We start from the raw sequence: 18794 nt of genomic DNA, 5'->3' as shown, positions 1-18794 counted from the left end.
CGCCCGGTGATCGGCCGTCGGCTGATTGTCAGTGGTCCCTTCTACGGTTTGAGCAGTGGGACCTGCAGAAAGGCAGCGGGTCCGTCTCGGGGAGGGGTGTGCCATGACCGGATCCGCGGTCTCGACGACGTATCTGGAGCTGTCGCAGGAGGGCGGCGGCGCGCACAAGTTCTATGAAGTGGCCGTCGACGGCCTGGTGGTGACGGTGCGGTACGGGCGCATCGGCGCGGCCGGCCAGACGCAGACGACGACCTTCCCCACCGCGGAGAAGGCGCGGGCCGCCGCCGCGAAGAAGGTCGGGGAGAAGGTCCGCAGGGGATACGCCCCCGCCGTCCCGGGGCAGCGCGCGCCGCGTGCGGTGACCCGGCGTCAGGTGACGTCGGCTCCGTCCACCGCGCGCGCCGTGGCGCCCGTGCTGTGGCGGTTCCGCACCGGCTCCTCGGCGTTCGGCATCCATGTCGACGGCGAGCGCTGCTGGGTCGGCAACCAGGCGGGCGATGTGTACACCCTGGACCACGACGGCGGGGTCCTGGCCCGCTTCAGCCTGCCGGACGGTGTGAAGTGCCTGGTCGCCGACGACTTCTGGATCTATGCGGGCTGTGACGACGGCAAGGTCTACGACCTGTCCTCGAAGCTGCCGTTCGCGGCGTACGACATCGCGGCGGACGTCGACATCTTCTGGCTGGACATCCACGAGGGCATCCTGGACGTCTCGGACCGCGACGGCCGGCTGACCGTCATCGACCACGAGGACGAGCACCAGTGGGCCCGCCGCAGCCAGGGCGAGCACGCCTGGATGGTCCGCGCCGACGACCGGGCCGTCTACCACGGCCACCACCGTGGCGTCACCGCCTACGCCCCCGACGGAGGCGGCGAACTGTGGCACACGCCCACGAAGGGCGGCGTGCTGTTCGGCTGGCAGGAGGACGACGCCGTGTACGCGGGAACCGCGCACCGCGTGGTCCAGCGGCTGTCGAAGGCGACCGGCGCGATCGAGGCCACCTACGCCTGCGACAGCGCGGTGTACTCGTGCGCCGCCTCGCCCGGCGGCCGGTACGTCTTCGCCGGCGACGCCGCGTCGTCCGTCTACTGCTTCGACCGGGACGGCACGCGCCTGTGGAAGCTCGGCACCGGCGGCGGCTCGGCGCTGTCGATGCAGTACCGCGACGAGCGGCTGTACCTGGTGACCACGGACGGCTCCCTGGTCTGCGTGGACGCGAGCGAGACGGCCGTCGCCGCGGCACAGCAGGGCACGGTCCCGCAGGCGCGGGACGTCAAGCTCGCCGCCGCCCTGCCGGCCTACGCGCCCGTCACTGCCGCGGCGGCGGTGACCGCCGTCGCCGACGCCCCCGCCGGAGCCGTCGTCGAGTGCGTACAGGACGGCGGCCGGATGCGCGTCCACGTGGTGTCCGAGGGCTACGAGCCCTCCTGGAACGTCCAGTTCCCCCGCGCCATACGGGAGCCCGGCGCGCGCTATGTGGTCGACGCCCTGCACGCTGCCGCCGGCGGCTTCTACCGCGTCCGCGGCGACATCCGGCGGCTGCTCTGACCGAGGACCGTCGAGGCCGGGGCGCCGCTCGCCCAGCGGGCCCGGGTTTCAGCGGCGCCTCCGGGTCCCCCGCGGTTCGCGGCCCCGCCTCGCTGGTCCGCTGCCCGGGGGTGCCCCGGGGCGCAGTCCGGGCGACTGCGAGCCGGCGCTTCAGGGGTTGCCGTACACGCCGACGAGTGCGCGCACCGCGGCGGCCATCGCCTGCCGCAGTTCGGGCGGCGCGACGACCTCCACGTCGACGCCGAGCCGCAGCAGCTCACCGCACGCGTGCTCGGTGCTCTCGGTCGGGATGACCGCCTCCACCCATCCGTCGTCGCCCACTGCCCTCGCGGTGGCCTCGACGGCCCGTACGACCTCCGGGGGGACGTTGTCGGGCAGCCGTCCGCGTCCCCGGGGAGACAGCCGGACGGTGGCGGCGCCGGTGTACCGCCGTGTCTCGAAGCCGTCGAGGTAGGCGCTCCAGTACGCGCCCAGGTCGAAGTCCTGCGGCCTGTCGAACCGCTCGTCGCTCGGTTCCGCGTCCAGGACACGAGCGACCCGGTAGGTTCCGACACGGCTCTCCGCGGCGGCCACCAGATACCAGACGCCCGACTTGAGCACCAGCCCGTAGGGCCGAAGGCGGCGCTCGACCTCCTGCGGCGCGCGCCAACGGCGGTACCGCACGTCCACCGCCCGCCGGGCGAGCACCGCATCGACGAACAGCGGCAGATACGGCGTCCGTTCGGGCTCCCGGTACCAGCCGGGAGCATCCACATGGAAGACCGCCGCGGTCCGCGCGGCCTCCTCGCGCACCCCGGCGGGAAGCGCCGCCAGCAGCTTCAGCCGTGCGGACGTCACCTCCGCCGCCAGCCCCAAGTCCGCGGCCGGACCGGGCAGCCCGGCGAAGAACAGCGCCCTCGCCTCGCTCTCGCTCATTCCGGTGAGGCGGGTGCGGTAGCCGTCGAGCAGCTGATAGCCGCCCCCGCGGCCCGGCTCCGCATAGACCGGGATCCCGGCGGCCTGCAGCCTCGTCAGGTCACGGTAGGCGGTCCGTACGGACACCCCCAGCTCGTCGGCGATCCCCCGCGCGGGCATGCGGCCGCGGGACTGCAGCAACAGCAGCACCGACAGCAGTCGACCGGCAGACATGGACGCATTCTCCACGGAAACCCTGACAGCACGTGGCACACGGCCTTCGTACCTTCGATCTGCGCCCGGCTCCGGCCGTACCAGCCGGGAACCCGCATCCGCAGGACAAGAACCGAACCCGACAGGAGCCTCGCCGTGACCGCCGCCGCACCCGTCGCCCGCCCCGCTGTGATCGAGCTGCGCCAGTACACACTGCGTCCGGGCCGGCGCGACGAACTGATCGAACTGTTCGACCGGCAGTTCGTGGAGACCCAGGAAGAAACCGGGATGACCGTGCTCGGCCAGTTCCGGGACCTCGACGATCCTGACCGCTTCGTCTGGCTGCGGGGGTTCCGGGACATGGAGGCGCGCCGCCACGCGCTGACCGCCTTCTACGGCGGCCCGGTCTGGGCCGAACACGGCCCGCAGGCGAATGCCACGATGATCGACTCGGATGACGTACTCCTGCTGACGCCCCTGTCGGCCGGGAGCGGCTTCGCCGTCTCCCCGTCCGAACGGCCACCCGTCGGATCCGGTGCGCCGGACCGCTTGGTGTCCGTCACGGTGTGGTCCTTCCCTCCCGGACAGCACGACGGCGTCGCACTGGTCCGGGACGGTCTGCTCCCCGTCCTGCGGGAGACCGGCCCCGCACCGCTCGCCGCCCTCACCACCGAGGCCGCGCCCAACACCTTCCCCAGGCTGCCCGTCCGCGCCGGAGAGAACGTGGCCGTGGTCGTCGCCTCCCACCCGGACCAGGACGCGGCGCGGCGGCATGCCGACGCAGTGCGCGCCCACCCCACGGCCCGGGACGCGATCCTGCCCGGCATCCAGCGGGAGCAGCGGGCGGCCCCGCAGATGCTCCGGCTCGCGCCCACGGCCCGCTCACTCCTCCGCTGACCCCGGACAGGCCGCTGACCCCGGACAGGCCGCGCCGTCCTCCGCTCTCAGGCCCCGGCCTGCTCGGCCTGCGCCGCCTCGGCCGCTTCCCGCACCAGCTGCATATAGCGGTCCCAGTCCCAGTGCGGCCCGGGGTCCGTGTGATCCGTCCCCGGGACCTCGACATGCCCGATGATGTGCTTCCGGTCGACCGGCAGGCCGTACCGGGCGCAGATTCCCGCCGTCAGCTTCGCCGACGCCTCGTACATCGCGTCCGTGAAGTCCTCCGGCCGGTCCACGAACCCCTCGTGCTCGATCCCGACGCTGCGTTCGTTGTACTCGCGGTTGCCGGCGTGGAACGCCACGTCCAGCTCGCGGATCATCTGCGCCACGTGTCCGTCCTTGCGGACGACGTAGTGGGTCGCCGCGCCGTGCCAGGGGTCCTTGAAGACCTTCAGCGCCGTCGGATAGCTGCCCTGGACGACATGGACGACCACCCGGTCGATCCGGTAGTCGTCGGGGCGGTCGGCCAGCCGCCAGTTCGCCGGATTCGCCGCGATCCACTCCGCGCCCGCATGATCCAGCTCACCCTCCTTGCGGGGCTTGCGCGCCCAGGGCATGCCGCGCCATATGCGCCGGATCTCGTCCTGCGCCCAGACGCCCCCGCCGACGACGGCCGCGCCGCCTCCCAGCAGCACGGCCCGTCTCCCGATATGACGCTTGTGCCGCTGCTTGTCATCACTCCCCATGCGATCCACAACGCATACGCGCAAGCTTTCGGTTCCCCCTGCCCGTACCCTGGTGGGGCTATGACTGAGACTTCCCCGCGCTCCCGCCCGCTCCGGGTCCTCGCCGCCATGTCCGGAGGAGTGGACTCCGCCGTCGCCGCCGCCCGTGCCGCCGAAGCCGGGCATGACGTCACCGGGGTGCATCTGGCGCTCTCCGCGAACCCCCAGTCCTTCCGGACGGGCGCCCGCGGCTGCTGCACCATCGAGGACTCCCGGGACGCCCGCCGGGCCGCCGACGTCATCGGCATCCCCTTCTACGTCTGGGATCTCGCCGAGCGCTTCCGCGAGGACGTCGTCGAGGACTTCATCGCCGAGTACGAGGCCGGGCGCACCCCCAACCCCTGCCTCCGCTGCAACGAGAAGATCAAGTTCGCCGCGCTGCTCGACAAGGCCCTCGCCCTCGGCTTCGACGCGGTCTGCACCGGTCACTACGCGACGGTCGTCACCCGCGAGGACGGCGCGCGCGAGCTGCACCGCGCCAGCGACATGGCCAAGGACCAGTCGTACGTCCTCGGCGTGCTGGACGAGAAGCAGCTCGCCCATGCGATGTTCCCGCTGGGCGACACCCTCACCACCAAGGACGAGATCCGCGCGGAGGCCGAGCGCCGGGGCCTGGCGGTCGCGAAGAAGCCGGACAGCCACGACATCTGCTTTATCGCCGACGGGGACACCCAGGGCTTCCTCACCTCCCGTCTGGGCAAGGCGGAGGGCGACATCGTCGACGAGTCCGGCGCAAAGCTCGGCACCCACGAGGGCGCGTACGGCTTCACCATCGGCCAGCGCAAGGGCCTCCGCATCGGTCACCCCGCGCCGGACGGCAAGCCGCGGTACGTCCTGGACATCTCGCCGGTCGACAACACGGTCACCGTGGGCCCCGCGGACGCCCTCGACGTCACCGCCCTCACCGCCGTCAAGCCCCGCTGGTGCGGCACGGCCCCCTCGGGTCCGGGCACGTACACCGCGCAGCTCCGCGCCCACGGGGGCGAGACGCAGGTCACGGCGGAGCCGGCCGGCGACGAACTGCACGTCACCTTCGCCGAGCCGGTCCGCGGCGTGGCCCCCGGTCAGGCGATCGTGCTGTACGACGGCACCCGCGTGGTCGGCTCGGCGACGATCGCGACGACGGCACGGCGCACGGCCGCGGCGGTCTGACCCCGGGGACGGTCAGCCCCCGAGGACCCCGGCCCGCACCCCGGCGAGGAGATGCTCCAGCGCGGCGCGCTGGACGGTGATGACCGGCGTCGGGCGGACGCTGTCCCGAATTGCGACGGTCCGACCGTCGGGGACGGCTATCTCCACGCAGTTATTGCCACCGCCCCCGCTGTACGACGAGCGCTTCCAGTCAAGTGAGGTCAACACTCTCGCCCCTTCAGAGTTCGCTTCTGATGGACCGGATGAGCTCCTGCGACTCCTTGGCCGGGAGCGCGTACTGCTCCATCCGGTCCAATAGCGAACGGTAGTTCGCCAGGGGCGTCGGTGCATCCACGAACTCCGCGCCCAGCGCAGTGTCCAACTGGACGGTGTCCAGTACCCGTACCGGCCCGGCGACGTACAGCACCGATTGATCCGCACCAGGGAACCCGCCGGCGCTGAACGGGATCACGCGCAACGTGACGTTGGGCCAGTCCGACGCTTCCTCAAGCTGCTTCAACTGACGTCGTGCGACATCCCTCCCGCCGAACTCCAGGCGCAACGCGGTTTCGTGGACGATGCCGATGTACGTCGTCGGGTTCGGTCCCTGCAGCACGGTTTGGCGCTCCATGCGGTGCGCGACGCGGAGCTCGACGTTGAGGCGGGACGGCTTCGGCACGGTCAGTTCGAAGAGAGACCTGGCATGGTCCTCGGTCTGCAGCAGCCCCGGCACATGCACCGTCTGTGCGGTTCGGATGGCGGTCGCGTAGTGCTCCAGCTCGGAGATGTCCAAATGCCCTTCGGGGAGCTTTCCCCGGTACTCGCTCCACCAGTTCCTGGCCCTGCGGCTGTTGGCCATATCCGCGAGCGCGTCGACGAGAGCCTGGTCCGGGCATTTGTAGTGGCTGGCGAGTTGCCGTACCCGCTCATCGCTGACGGTGGTCCGCCCGGCCTCGATGTTGGAGATCATCGTGCGATCCGCGCCGAGCATCGAGGCCGCTTCCTGAATGGAAACGCCCGCGTGTTCGCGCATGCGGCGCAGCTCGGTGGCAAGGCGGCGCTGACGGCCGGTGGGTGCGCTCCGTGGTGCCATGGTTCCTCTCCTGAAGCGAACGGCCAGTCTGGCAGCGGGTGTTAGGGCGGTCTAGTGAACCGAGTCGCTATTCACTCGTTCGTGGCTAAGCGCCTCACGTGTGAGCTGAGCTGTCCTATCGTGTGAGCCACGCCACTCAACTCGCCCGGAGGAGGCCCCCACATGGCACAGGCCGACCACGACCACCCGGCCGCAAGCGGACACGCCCCCGCCCCCATCCCCTTCGCAGACCCCTGGGAGTACGAGCTCCACTTCCCGCGGGACCCCCGCGGCCCCGCCATCGCCCGGACGACGCTCCGCGCCGTACTCACCGCGCACCGGCTGCACGAACTCACCGACCGGGCCGAGCTGCTGACGGCGGAGTTGGCCGCGAACGCCGTCTGCTACTCCTCCGGGCCCGCGACCGTCCGGCTGCGCTGGACGCTTCCCGTGCTCCGGGTGAGCGTGATGGACACAAGCCCCGAGTTCCCCGTCCCGCTGATCCCGGAAGGGCCGGACGCCGAACGGGGCCGCGGGCTGCTGATCCTGGATCTGCTCGCCGACGCCTGGGGCGGCTGCCGCGTCGGGGAGGCGCTCCTCGGCGTGGGCGGCAAGAGCATCTGGTTCGAACTGGTCCACGGCGACGACGGCCCGCCCCCGCCCGGGGGCCTCCCTCTCCTGGGTGCGGGTCCCCCGGCCCCCACCGCACCCGCGCTGGCAGCGTGACCGGCCAGGAGGTTCAGGCGCCGTCCGGTCGGGCCCCCATCACTTCCACCTCGTAGAAGCAGAAGAGCCCCTTGATCTGAGCCACGTCCGGCTTCGGGTCCGGGTAGGCCCACACCAGATCTTCGGCGCCTGGGCGGGACCAGTAGGAGGCCGTGCCCTTGAAGGGGCAGTACGTGTGGGTGTCCGACTCCGTCAGCAAGTCGGTGCGGACGTCCTCCGGAGGGATGTAGTAGCGCACGGGGCAGCCCGTCTCGCGCAGCACCACAGGGCGGCGGCTCTCCGCCAGGACGGCTCCGTCGGAGACGACGCGGACGTGGTGCGTGGAGGGTTCGATGGTGATGCGGTGGCCTGAGGTCATGTACGGCACAACGAGAACGCTGGGACGGGGATTCCCCCACCCGAGGCATCGGCAATTAGCATCCGCGGCGAGCGCTGCACCCGGCCCGCGCGCATTCGCGCAGCTCATCGGCGAGGGCGGGCACACCCTGGAGGAGTGCGCCGGCCGGCGGTGATGCGAGCATGGGGCCATGGCTACACATGTGATCACCGGAGCCGGTTCCGGAATCGGCGCGGCCGTGGCGCGGCGGCTCGATGAGCGCGGCGACGACCTCGTACTGCTGGCGCGGGATGCCGGGCGGGCCAAGGAGCTGGCAGGGCAGTTCCCCGGGGCCCGTACCCTCGTCGCCGATCTCGCGGAACCGGACCGGATCTCGTGGGCGTTCGGGCATCAGACCATGCCGGAACGGATCGACTCGCTGGTGCACAGCGCGGGGGTCCTCGACCTCGGCACGGTCGGCGAGCTGGGCTGCAAGACCTGGCGGCAGCAGCTCAACGTCAACCTCATCGCACCCGCCGAGCTCACCCGGCTCTTCCTGCCCCAGCTGCGGGCCGCAAGGGGGCACGCGGTCTTCGTCAACTCCGGCGCCGGGCTCAACGCCCATGCCGGGTGGAGCGCGTACGCCGCCTCCAAGCACGGGCTGAAGGCGCTCGCGGACTCGCTGCGGCAGGAGGAGCACGGGAACGGCGTGCGGGTGACCTCCGTCTACCCGGGGCGCACCGCCAGCCCCATGCAGGCCAAGGTGCACGCTCAGGAGGGCAAGGAGTACGAACCGTCCCGCTGGATCGACCCCGAGTCCGTCGCGACGGCGATCCTCACCGCGATCGACCTGCCCCGGGACGCGGAGATCAACGATCTGACGGTGCGGCCGGGGCGATGAGCGAGCAGATGTTCCAGGGAGCGACCGGCGTCGGCTCCATGCCCGGCGGCGACGCGCGCGAGGCCGCGAAGACCGTCACCGGGACCTTCGAGGAGTTCCCCCACCTGCCCGAGCTGCCCGCCCGCGGGCCCGGCGCCGACATGATCGGGCGGACCGTGGGGCTGCTCGTCGACCTGTACGCGCACGTGGAGCCCAGCGGCTGGCGGATCAGCGACCGGCCCGGTCGGGACACCCGGCGCGCCCGCTCCTGGCTCGGCGAAGACCTCGACGCGCTGGAGGAGTTCACCCAGGGGTACACCGGTCCGCTCAAGGTGCAGGCCGCGGGGCCGTGGACGCTCGCCGCCGCCGTGGAGCTGCGCGGCGGCGAGGCGGCGCTCGCCGACCCGGGGGCCTGCCGCGACCTCGCGGCGTCGCTCGCGGAGGGGCTGCGCGCCCATCTCGCGGAGGTCGCCCGCCGGGTGCCGGGCGCGCAGCTCGTCCTCCAGCTCGACGAGCCGTCGCTCACCGCCGTACTGCGCGGACAGATCCGGACGGCCAGCGGCTACCGCACCCACCGGGCCGTCGACCGGCAGCTCGTCGAGAGCGCGCTGCGGGATGTGGCGGCGGTCCACGAGGGTCCGGTCGTGGTGCACTCCTGTGCGCCGGACGTGCCCTTCGCGCTGCTGCGGCGCGCCGGAGCGTCGGCCGTTTCGTTCGATTTCCAGCTGATCACCGAGCGTGATGAGGAGGCGATCGGTGAGGCGGTGGAGGCGGGCACCCGGCTGCTGGCCGGGGTCGTGCCGTCCGTCGACACGGCATTGTCAGACCCGGCGGGTAGCGTCATGGGTGTCAGGACGCTGTGGCGCAGGCTGGGGCTGAATCCGGGGACTCTCGCGGGGTCCGTGGTGATCACTCCCTCGTGCGGCCTCGCGGGTGCCTCACCCGCGTACGCCCGCGCGGCGCTCGCACACTGCGTCCGGGCCGCGAGATCGCTCGCGGACAACCCTGAGTGACGGGTGCTCGGGGTGCGGCGGCGCCCACGGCGGGACCGGCGGGAACCGGTGGCGGGTGGCATCGGTGGGACACGGGAGGACGAGACGGTGGCTGGGGAACAGCAGACGGCGCAGCAGGACCTGCCCGCAGAGGTGCGGGAGCGGCATGCGCAGCTGGCCGAGCAGGTCGAGGAGCACCGCTTCCGGTACTACGTGAAGGACCAGCCGGTCGTCAGCGACAGCGAGTTCGACAGGCTGATGCGCTCCCTGGAGCAGCTGGAGGAGGAGTACCCCCTGCTGCGCACTCCGGACTCCCCGACTCAGAAGGTCGCGGGGACCTATGAGACGGAGTTCACGGCCGTCGAGCACCGTGAGCGCATGCTGTCGCTCGACAACGCCTTCGACGACGAGGAACTGGCCGCCTGGGTCGAGCGGGTGGCGCGCGAGGTCGGGGACTCCGAGCACCACTTCCTGTGCGAGCTGAAGGTCGACGGCCTCGCGGTGAACCTGACGTACGAGAAGGGGCGGCTGACCCGGGCCGCCACCCGCGGCGACGGCCGCACCGGCGAGGACATCACACCCAACGTCCGCACCATCGGAGGCATTCCGGACCGGCTCAAGGGCGACCGCATCCCGGATCTCGTGGAGATCCGCGGTGAGGTCTACTTCCCGATGCACGCCTTCGAGGAGCTCAACGCCCGTCTGGTGGAGGCGGGGGACAAGCCGTTCGCCAATCCGCGCAACGCGGCGGCGGGCTCGCTGCGGCAGAAGGACCCCAAGGTCACCGCGACCCGTCCGCTGCACGTGCTGGTGCACGGCCTCGGCGCGCGTGACGGGCTGCAGATCGACCGCCTGTCGGAGGCGTACGAGCTGCTGCACGAGTGGGGTCTGCCGACCGCCGCGCGCAACAAGGTCGTCGACTCGCTCGACGAGGTGCGCGAGTTCATCGCGTACTTCGGCGAGAACCGCCACTCCATGGAGCACGAGATCGACGGCGTGGTCGTCAAGCTCGACGAGATCCCGCTCCAGGGGCGGCTGGGCTCCACCTCGCGCGCCCCGCGCTGGGCGATCGCGTGGAAGTACGCGCCGGAGGAGGTCAACACCAAGCTGGTCAACATCCGGGTGGGCGTCGGCCGCACCGGCCGGGTGACGCCGTACGCCCAGGTGGAGCCGGTCACGGTGGCAGGCTCCGAGGTCGAGTTCGCCACGCTGCACAACCAGGACGTGGTCAAGGCGAAGGGTGTCCTCATCGGCGACACGGTGGTGCTGCGCAAGGCCGGGGACGTCATCCCGGAGATCCTCGGGCCGGTCGTCGATCTGCGGGACGGCAGCGAGCGAGAGTTCGAGATGCCGTCCGAGTGCCCCGAGTGCGGGACGGCGCTGCGGCCCATGAAGGAGGGGGACGTCGATCTGCGCTGCCCCAACGCCCGCTCCTGCCCGGCGCAGTTGCGTGAGCGGCTGTTCTATCTGGGCGGCCGCAAGTGCCTGGACATCGAGAACTTCGGCTATGTGGCGGCCGCCGCGCTGACCAGGCCGCTGGAGCCCGCCGAGCCGCCGCTGACGGACGAGGGCGATCTGTTCGACCTCGCCGTCGAGCAGCTGCTGCCCATCAAGGCCTATGTCCTCGACCAGGACAGCGGGCTGCCCAAGCGCGATCCCAAGACGGGCGAGGAGAAGGTCGTCACGGTCTTCGCCAACCAGAAGGGCGAGCCGAAGAAGAACGCGGTCGCGATGCTGGAGAACATCGCGGCGGCCAAGGAGCGGCCCCTCGCTCGGATCATCACGGGGTTGTCGATCCGTCATGTCGGCCCGGTCGCCGCGGAGGCGCTGGCGCGCGAGTTCCGGTCGATCGAGCGGATCGAACGGGCGTCCGAGGAGGAGCTCGCGGCCGTCGAAGGGGTCGGTCCGACGATCGCCGCCTCGCTCAAGCAGTGGTTCGAAGAGGACTGGCACCGAGAGATTCTGCGCAAGTGGCGGGCCGCGGGCGTCCGGATGGAGGAAGAGGGCGCGGGGGAGGACGGGGAGCCCCGGCCGCTGGAGGGCGTCACCGTCGTCGTCACCGGCACCCTGCAGAACTACACCCGGGATGGCGCGAAAGCGGCGCTGCAGAAAATTGGCGCGAAAGTGACTGGCTCGGTCTCAAAGAAGACCGGATTTGTGATCGTCGGCGACAATCCCGGTTCCAAGTATGACAAGGCCATGCAGCTGAAGGTTCCCGTGCTGAACGAGGACGGCTTTGAAGTCCTTCTGAAACAGGGCCCGGACGCGGCGCGTGAGGCCGCTGTGCCCCAAGAGGCGTAATGGACAGTCAGTGTGCGGGGCTTGGGAGGGAGCCGTGAAGGGCTTACGCAGCGGCGTGCACAGGGTGCGGAAGGCCGGAAACGTACGGCGCGTCGGGTGGACGGAACACTCGGTACAGGTCACCCGTTTGGCCCATACCAGATGGATAAGGGTGGCCAGGTCGCATTCGGGCAAGAGCTGTAGAGCGCTGCCCGTCCGAGCTTCCTGCGGCCTACTGTTGAGATGCGCGCCTGTCGTGCACGGCTGCGTGGTGGGATTTCAGTCGTGGTGGCATGACAAAGGGAGCCATCGCGAGGCAGACGCATCGGCACCGCCGGCTGTGAGAGGGACGGGAATGAAACCGACCGAAAGCGCCGCCCCGGTCTCACGGCCGCGTGCCTTCGCGGCCCTTGCGGACACGGCGACCTGGCTGCCCCTCGTCGTCACGGCCGGCGCAGCCGGCGTCCTCGCCGCAGGCATCGTGTTCACCGTGCGCGAGGGCCGGGCACTCTTCCCCGGCGGCGCCCTCGGCTGGTCGCTGGCCCTTCTCACCGGCCTCGTCATCGGCCATCTCGTCGCGCTGGGGCGCGACCGCTGGTGGGGCGGCACCGGCTCCGGCGCCGCCCTCACCCTGGCCGTGCTGCTGCTGTTCGGCTGGGTGCCGGCCGGCCTCGTCAGCCTCGCCGTCGTCGCCCTCGTCGGAGCCGCCCGCCGGAGCCGCTGGCGGCAGGGCATGCTGCACGGCGCGGTCGACATACTCGGCATCGGCGCGGCCGCGCTCCTCCTCGCCGCGTTCGGGGTGGTCCCGAGCGTCGCCGCACCCTGGAACCCCCTCGGCTGGGGGGTCGCGGCCGTCCCCGGGGTCATGGCGGCCGCTGCCGCATATCTCGCCGTCACCCGCGTACTGCTGTGGTACGTGCTCGCGCCGCAGGGCGCCGGACTGCCCACCGCCGCGCGCACCGCCCTGCTGCGACAGGGGCTCGTCGCCGTCGCCCTCCTCGGCATCACCCCGCTGATCTGCGTCGTCGCCATGACCAGGCCGCTGTTCCTGCCGCTGTTCGCCGTGCCGCTGATCGCCCTGGACTCCACCCTGTGGATCGCGCGGGCCCGCGCGGAGGAGCAGCTCCGCGACCCGCTGACCGGACTGCCCAACCGCCAGTGGCTGCTGGAGCGCACCTGGGCCGCGCTGGAGGACGCCGAGGGAAACGGCGAGCGCGCCGCCCTCGTGCTGATCGACCTCGACCGCTTCCGCTCGGTCAATGACACACTCGGCCATCTGGCGGGCGACCGGCTGCTCCTCCAGATAGCCGACCGGCTGAAGGTCGCGCTCCCGCGCGGGGCGGAGGCCGCGCGGCTGGGCGGCGACGAGTTCGCGGTGCTGCTGCCCACGGCCGACTCCACCACCAGCGCCCAGCGCATCACCCGCCATCTCGTGGCCGCCCTGTCCTCACCGCTCGACCTGGACGGTCTCACCCTGGTGCTGGAGGCCAGCGCCGGCCTGGCGGTCTTCCCCGACCACGCCCATGACGCCGAAGGGCTGCTGCGCCGCGCCGACGTGGCCATGTACCAGGCCAAGCGGGACCGCACGGGCGTCGAGGTGTACGAGTCCAAGCGGGACAGCAACACCCCCGACCGGCTCGGTCTTCTCGGCGATCTGCGGCGGGCCCTCGACGCCGGCGAGGTGGAGCTGCACTACCAGCCCAAGGTCGGCTTCGACGGGCATGTCGCCGGTCTCGAAGCGCTGGTGCGCTGGGTCCACCCGGACCGGGGGCGAGTCCCTCCGGACGAGTTCATCGCGATCGCCGAGTCCTCCGGACTGATGCCGCATCTGACCGAGTACGTCCTGGAGACCGCGCTCGCGCAGGTCGCCCGCTGGCGCGAGCAGGGACTGACGGTCCCGGTGGCGGTCAACGTCTCCCCGCGCGACGTCCACACCCCCGGCTTCGCCGGGGCCGTCGCCGCACGGCTCGCCCGCCACGGGGTGCCGCCGGGCGCCCTCCAGTTGGAGATCACCGAGCATGTGCTGCTGGAGGAGCCGCAGCGTGCCGCCGACACCCTCGCCGGGCTCAGCGACCACGGCGTGAAGATGTCCCTCGACGACTTCGGCACCGGTTACTCCTCGCTGGTCCACCTCCGCCGCCTCCCGGTGAGCGAGCTCAAGATCGACCGCTCCTTCGTGGCCCGGCTCGCCGTCGACACCGAGGACGCGGAGATCGTCCGCTGCACGCTGGACCTCGCCCACTCGCTGGGACTGCTCGTGGTCGCGGAGGGCGTGGAGGACGACGAGACCTGGGAGCGGCTGCGGAGCATGGGATGCGACGCCGTGCAGGGCTGGCTGGTCGCCCCCGCGATGCCTCCGCAGGAGACCACGGCGTGGCTCCGCACCCGCGGCGAGCACGGCTGGCGCCGCCCGGCGGAGCTTCCTGCGGGTGCGGGTGCGGGTGCGGGTGCGGGTGCGGGGGCGTCGGCGGCCCCCGCGGTCTCCGCCGACGTGGAGAACCCCTCGGGGCAGACGGTCGCCTGACCCGCCCCCCCACACCCTGAACCGAACCGTTTACCGGCCGACGTCGCGCGCCCCATAGGATTGAGGCCAAATACTCACACTCACCCCTGAGGATCGCTGCATGCCTGGCATTACGCGCGAGGAGGTCGCCCACCTCGCCCGGCTGGCGCGTCTGGAGCTGAAGGACGAAGAGCTCGACCACTTCGCCGGACAGCTCGACGACATCATCGGCGCGGTCGCCCGCGTCTCCGAGGTCGCCGACCAAGACGTACCCCCGACCTCCCACCCGCTGCCGCTGACCAACGTCATGCGCGCGGACGAGGTTCGTCCGTCGCTCACCCCCGAGCAGGCGCTCTCCGGCGCCCCGGCCCAGGAGCAGCAGCGTTTCAAGGTGCCGCAGATCCTGGGGGAGGACTGAAAAGCCATGACGGACAGCATCATCAAGCTCACCGCGGCCGAGATCGCCGCGAAGATCGCCTCCGGCGAGCTCACGGCCGTCGAGGTCACCGAGGCGCACCTCGCCCGCATCGAGGCCGTCGATGAGAAGGTGCACGCGTTTCTGCACGTGGACCGGGAGGGCGCGCTCGCCCAGGCCCGCGCCGTGGACGCCAAGCGCGAGGCGGGCGAGAAGCTCGGCCCGCTGGCGGGCGTGCCGCTCGCGCTGAAGGACATCTTCACCACCGAGGGCATTCCCACCACCGTCGGCTCCAAGATCCTTGAAGGCTGGATCCCGCCGTACGACGCGACGCTCACCAAGAAGCTGAAGGCGGCGGACGTCGTCATCCTCGGCAAGACCAACATGGACGAGTTCGCCATGGGGTCCTCCACCGAGAACAGCGCCTACGGCCCCACCGGCAACCCCTGGGACCTGACGAAGATCCCCGGCGGATCGGGAGGCGGTTCCAGCGCCGCCCTCGCCTCGTACCAGGCGCCGCTGGCCATCGGGACCGACACCGGAGGCTCCATCCGCCAGCCGGCCTCGGTCACCGGCACGGTCGGCGTCAAGCCGACGTACGGCGGAGTCTCCCGCTACGGCATGGTCGCGTTCTCGTCCTCCCTCGACCAGGGCGGCCCGTGCGCCCGCACGGTCCTGGACGCCGCGCTGCTCCACGAGGCCATCGCCGGCCATGACCCGCTCGACTCGACGTCGATCGACGCCCCGGTCCCGCCGGTCGTCGAGGCCGCCCGCAACGGCTCGGTCGCCGGCATGCGCGTCGGCGTCGTCAAGCAGTTCCGCGGCGAGCACTACCAGGCCGGGGTGATGCAGCGCTTCGAGGAGTCCGTCGCGCTGCTGAAGGAGCTCGGCGCCGAGGTCGTCGAGCTGGACTGCCCGTCCTTTGACCTCGCGCTCTCCGCGTACTACCTGATCGCGCCGTCCGAGTGCTCCTCGAACCTGGCCCGCTTCGACGGCCTGCGGTACGGCCTGCGCACCGGCGACGACGGCACGAAGTCCGCCGAGGACGTCACCGCCGTCACCCGCGCGGACGGCTTCGGCCCCGAGGTCAAGCGCCGCATCATGCTCGGCACCTACGCGCTGAGCTCCGGCTACTACGACGCGTACTACGGCTCCGCCCAGAAGGTGCGCACCCTCATCGCGCAGGACTTCGAGAAGGCCTTCGAACAGGTCGACGTGATCGTCTCCCCGACGACCCCGACCACCGCCTTCCCGATCGGCGAGCGCGTGGACGACCCGATCGCCATGTACTACGCCGACCTGTGCACCATCCCGGTCAACCTGGCCGGGAACGCCGCGATGTCACTGCCCTGCGGTCTGGCCCCGGAGGACAATCTCCCGGTCGGTCTGCAGATCGTCGCCCCCGCCATGAAGGACGACCGCCTCTACACGGTGGGCGCCGCCGTCGAGGCCGCCTTCGTGGAAAAGTGGGGCCATCCGCTGCTGGAGGAGGCTCCCTCGCTGTGAGTGCCATGTCGAAGGCCAAGGGATTCAAGAAGTCCAAGGCCGGTACGTATCTGTCCATGGGCACCACCGCGTTCGGCGCGGTGAGTGTGATCAAGCAGGCCAAGAAGGCCCGCATGGAGCACGACACGCTTCGGCTGATCGACGCCGCCGTGTCCGCCGCGGCCATCGTGACCGGCCTTGCGCTGCTCTACCGCGAGCTGAAGCGCATCGGCGACGACGACGTCCTGCTCGGCTGAGAGGGAAAGTTTCACCGTGACCGTCACTGAACTGGTGTCGTACGAGGCGGCCCTCGCGGCCTACGACCCCGTCATGGGCCTGGAGGTCCATGTCGAGCTCGGCACCAAGACCAAGATGTTCTGCGGCTGCTCCACCGAGCTGGGCGCGGCGCCGAACTCGCAGACCTGTCCCACCTGCCTGGGCATGCCGGGATCTCTCCCGGTCGTCAACGCCACCGGCGTGGAGTCTGCGATCAAGATCGGCCTGGCGCTCAACTGCGAGATCGCCGAGTGGTGCCGCTTCGCCCGGAAGAACTACTTCTATCCGGACATGCCCAAGAACTTCCAGACCTCCCAGTACGACGAGCCGATCGCCTACAACGGCTATCTGGACGTCCAGCTGGAGGACGGCGAGGTCTTCCGCGTGGAGATCGAGCGCGCCCACATGGAGGAGGACACCGGCAAGTCGACGCACATCGGCGGCGCCACCGGCCGCATCCACGGCGCGTCCCACTCCCTGCTGGACTACAACCGCGCCGGCATCCCGCTGATCGAGATCGTCACCAAGCCGATCGTCGGCGCGGGCGAGCGTGCGCCGGAGGTCGCCAAGGCGTACGTCACCGAGCTGCGCGAGCTCATCCGGGCGCTGGGCGTCTCCGAGGCCCGGATGGAGATGGGCCAGATGCGCTGCGACGTCAACCTGTCGCTGCGCCCGCAGGGCGTCTCGGTCTTCGGCACCCGCAGTGAGACGAAGAACGTCAACTCGCTGCGGTCGGTCGAGCGGGCCGTCCGCTTCGAGATCCAGCGGCACGCGGCCGTGCTCACCGCGGGCGACAGGATCATCCAGGAGACCCGCCACTTCCACGAGGACGACGGCACGACGACGTCGGGCCGCGTCAAGGAGGAGGCCGAGGACTACCGCTACTTCCCGGAGCCCGACCTGGTGCCCGTCGCCCCGCCCCGCGCGTGGGTCGAGGAGCTGCGCGCCGTGCTGCCCGAGCTGCCGCGCGTACGCCGCAACCGGCTGCGGGAGGAGTGGGGCGTCTCCGAGCTGGACATGCAGTCCATCCTCAACGCGGGCGCGGTCGATCTGATCGTCGCCACCACTCAGGCGGGCGCGGACGCGGCAGGCGCCCGCAAGTGGTGGATGGGCGAGCTGGCCCGCCACGCCAACGAGGAGGGCGTGGAGCTCGGCTCCCTGCCGATCACCCCGGCGCAGGTGGCCCGTGTGGTCGAGCTGGTCGCCTCCGGCGATCTGAACGACAAGCTCGCCCGGCAGGTCATCGAGGGCGTGCTCGCCGGCGAAGGCGACCCGGACGCGGTCGTCGAGAAGCGCGGTCTGAAGGTCGTCTCGGACGAGGGCGCGCTCGGCGCGGCCGTCGACGAGGCGATCGCGGGCAACGCCGCCATCGCCGACAAGATCCGCGGCGGCAAGGTCGCGGCGGTCGGCGCACTCGTCGGCGCGGTCATGAAGGCCACGCGCGGCCAGGCGGACGCGGCCCGTGTCAAGGAGCTGATCCTGCAGAAGCTCGGCGTCGAGGCGTGACCGCCTGCGACTGAGGCCAACCCTCGCTCCAGGGGCGGCACACCGTCATATGACGGTGTGCCGCCCCTGGAGCGTTTTTCGGGCGCGGTGTGCCGCCCCCGACCGCGTTCGACGGGTGGCCGCCAGTGGCGGCAGGGGTCCTTCCAGCGGATGCCCGGCCGGCTGGTGCTCGCCCTCGGCCAGGCGTGCGCGCCGTGCCCGGAACCGTACGGGCACGGCGCGCACGCTGGTCCTTGAGGCCTGGTCGGCCGTCCGAGGAAGGGCCGGGCGGCGTCAGTCCTTGAGGCTCTTCTCGGCCTGGAAGTTCAGGGCCTCGGGGTCGGTGAGTTGGACCCAGGCCTCGTCCCAGATGAAGTTGAGGCCATTGACGTCACCGTGGGTCTCCCACACCTCGTTGTCGAGGGTGAGCACCTTGGCGTAGGCGGAGTTGCCCTGGGACGTGATGGACACGGAGCACGGGTTGTCGGGGAAGTCGGGGTTGTCGTCACCGCTGATGAGCGTCCACTCGTAGTCCCCGATCGCCTCGAAGTCGACGCCGTCGCCGTCCTCGTCGAGGTCCGGGACGCCGTTGCCGTTCGAGTCCACGGCGGCCTCGTGGAGCCGCTGGCCGGCGTAGTAGTTCCCGGTGGTGGTGAGCAGCACGCTGAACTCTTCGGCGTTGTTGGGCGCGTAGGAGTCGATGTCGACGCACTCACTGGGGCCCGTCGGACCAGTCGGGCCCGTCGGACCTGTCGGGCCCGTCGGACCTGTCGGTCCGGTGGGGCCGGTGGGTCCGGTGGGGCCGGTCGGACCCGTGGGCCCGATCTTGCCCTTGCAGCGGTCCCCGCCTTCCACGGTCGCGCCGAGGGCGCTCGCCGAGACCACGCACCTGTCGTTCTCCGTCGCGGTCGGG

17 protein-coding genes and 1 pseudogene are annotated in these 18794 nt (G+C 71.3%); 12 read left to right on the top strand and 6 right to left on the bottom strand.

All coding sequences use genetic code 11. The annotated features are described in order from the left end of the window. Positions 1-103: 103 nt before the first annotated feature. Positions 104-1549 carry a WGR domain-containing protein gene (locus QCN29_RS00090; RefSeq protein WP_279925350.1) on the top strand — a complete coding sequence of 482 codons (1446 nt, stop codon included), beginning with the start codon at positions 104-106 and terminating at the stop codon, positions 1547-1549. A 150-nt stretch (positions 1550-1699) separates the two neighbouring features. On the opposite strand, the gene QCN29_RS00085 is transcribed toward QCN29_RS00090, so the two are convergent. Then, positions 1700-2677 (bottom strand): helix-turn-helix transcriptional regulator, encoded by a 978-nt coding sequence (locus QCN29_RS00085; protein ID WP_279925349.1) that lies wholly within the window; start codon positions 2675-2677, stop codon positions 1700-1702. Positions 2678-2812: 135 nt separating this feature from the next. Between QCN29_RS00085 and QCN29_RS00080 the strand changes: the two genes are divergently transcribed. After that, positions 2813-3553 (top strand): NIPSNAP family protein, encoded by a 741-nt coding sequence (locus tag QCN29_RS00080; protein WP_279925347.1) that lies wholly within the window; start codon positions 2813-2815, stop codon positions 3551-3553. Positions 3554-3600: 47 nt separating this feature from the next. Here QCN29_RS00080 and QCN29_RS00075 read toward each other — a convergent pair whose 3' ends face one another. After that, entirely contained in the window at positions 3601-4281 is a 681-nt protein-coding gene (locus QCN29_RS00075) for an N-acetylmuramoyl-L-alanine amidase (protein ID WP_279925346.1), read from the bottom strand. Between the two features lie 60 nt (positions 4282-4341). On the opposite strand from QCN29_RS00075, the gene mnmA reads away from it, so the two are divergent. Continuing rightward, on the top strand, positions 4342-5472 hold the full coding sequence (mnmA, locus tag QCN29_RS00070) for a tRNA 2-thiouridine(34) synthase MnmA (RefSeq protein ID WP_279925345.1): 1131 nt from the start codon (positions 4342-4344) through the stop codon (positions 5470-5472). Positions 5473-5484: 12 nt separating this feature from the next. Here mnmA and QCN29_RS00065 read toward each other — a convergent pair whose 3' ends face one another. Both QCN29_RS00065 and QCN29_RS00060 read right to left on the bottom strand, forming a co-directional pair. Then, the gene (locus tag QCN29_RS00065) at positions 5485-5676 is read right to left on the bottom strand and encodes a DUF397 domain-containing protein (RefSeq protein ID WP_398859068.1); all 192 of its coding nucleotides are present in this window, start codon (positions 5674-5676) and stop codon (positions 5485-5487) included. Between the two features lie 13 nt (positions 5677-5689). Then, a complete protein-coding gene (locus QCN29_RS00060; RefSeq protein WP_279925342.1) occupies positions 5690-6544 on the bottom strand; it encodes a helix-turn-helix domain-containing protein in 855 nt (284 codons plus the stop codon). Between the two features lie 162 nt (positions 6545-6706). On the opposite strand from QCN29_RS00060, the gene QCN29_RS00055 reads away from it, so the two are divergent. After that, positions 6707-7249, top strand: a complete 543-nt coding sequence (locus QCN29_RS00055) for an ATP-binding protein (RefSeq protein ID WP_279925341.1) — start codon at positions 6707-6709, stop codon at positions 7247-7249. Positions 7250-7262: 13 nt separating this feature from the next. Here the strand turns inward: QCN29_RS00055 and QCN29_RS00050 are convergent, their stop codons facing one another. Then, complete coding sequence (locus QCN29_RS00050; RefSeq protein ID WP_279925641.1) at positions 7263-7607, bottom strand: DUF427 domain-containing protein; 345 nt, start codon at positions 7605-7607, stop codon at positions 7263-7265. Positions 7608-7776: 169 nt separating this feature from the next. Between QCN29_RS00050 and QCN29_RS00045 the strand changes: the two genes are divergently transcribed. The 8 genes from QCN29_RS00045 (at position 7777) to gatB (ending at position 17902) form a co-directional block, all read left to right on the top strand. Then, positions 7777-8466, top strand: coding sequence for an SDR family oxidoreductase (locus QCN29_RS00045; RefSeq protein WP_279925340.1), 690 nt, complete (start codon positions 7777-7779; stop codon positions 8464-8466). Next, a complete protein-coding gene (locus QCN29_RS00040) occupies positions 8463-9458 on the top strand; it encodes a methionine synthase (protein WP_279925339.1) in 996 nt (331 codons plus the stop codon). Before QCN29_RS00045 ends, QCN29_RS00040 begins: the two co-directional genes overlap by 4 nt. Before the next feature lie 87 nt (positions 9459-9545). Beyond that, positions 9546-11738 (top strand): NAD-dependent DNA ligase LigA, encoded by a 2193-nt coding sequence (gene ligA, locus QCN29_RS00035; protein WP_279925338.1) that lies wholly within the window; start codon positions 9546-9548, stop codon positions 11736-11738. 334 nt (positions 11739-12072) lie between these two features. Then, positions 12073-14241 (top strand): putative bifunctional diguanylate cyclase/phosphodiesterase, encoded by a 2169-nt coding sequence (locus QCN29_RS00030; RefSeq protein WP_279925337.1) that lies wholly within the window; start codon positions 12073-12075, stop codon positions 14239-14241. A 100-nt stretch (positions 14242-14341) separates the two neighbouring features. After that, positions 14342-14638, top strand: coding sequence for an Asp-tRNA(Asn)/Glu-tRNA(Gln) amidotransferase subunit GatC (gene gatC / locus QCN29_RS00025; RefSeq protein WP_016642027.1), 297 nt, complete (start codon positions 14342-14344; stop codon positions 14636-14638). Positions 14639-14644: 6 nt separating this feature from the next. Further along, positions 14645-16141 carry an Asp-tRNA(Asn)/Glu-tRNA(Gln) amidotransferase subunit GatA gene (gene gatA / locus QCN29_RS00020; RefSeq protein ID WP_279925336.1) on the top strand — a complete coding sequence of 499 codons (1497 nt, stop codon included), beginning with the start codon at positions 14645-14647 and terminating at the stop codon, positions 16139-16141. A 5-nt stretch (positions 16142-16146) separates the two neighbouring features. Next, the gene (locus QCN29_RS00015; protein ID WP_240137288.1) at positions 16147-16377 is read left to right on the top strand and encodes a hypothetical protein; all 231 of its coding nucleotides are present in this window, start codon (positions 16147-16149) and stop codon (positions 16375-16377) included. A 16-nt stretch (positions 16378-16393) separates the two neighbouring features. Beyond that, positions 16394-17902: an Asp-tRNA(Asn)/Glu-tRNA(Gln) amidotransferase subunit GatB gene (gene gatB / locus QCN29_RS00010; protein WP_279925335.1), complete on the top strand. Its 1509-nt coding sequence runs from the start codon at positions 16394-16396 to the stop codon at positions 17900-17902. 273 nt (positions 17903-18175) lie between these two features. Here the strand turns inward: gatB and QCN29_RS00005 are convergent. Then, a pseudogene (locus QCN29_RS00005) lies at positions 18176-18794 on the bottom strand (hypothetical protein); the annotation flags it as partial.

It is taken from the genome of Streptomyces chengmaiensis (assembly GCF_029846775.1).
GTDB lineage: Bacteria > Actinomycetota > Actinomycetes > Streptomycetales > Streptomycetaceae > Streptomyces > Streptomyces chengmaiensis.
The sequence above is the reverse complement of the archived record's forward strand: the minus strand, read 5'-3'. Positions and strand labels throughout refer to the sequence as shown.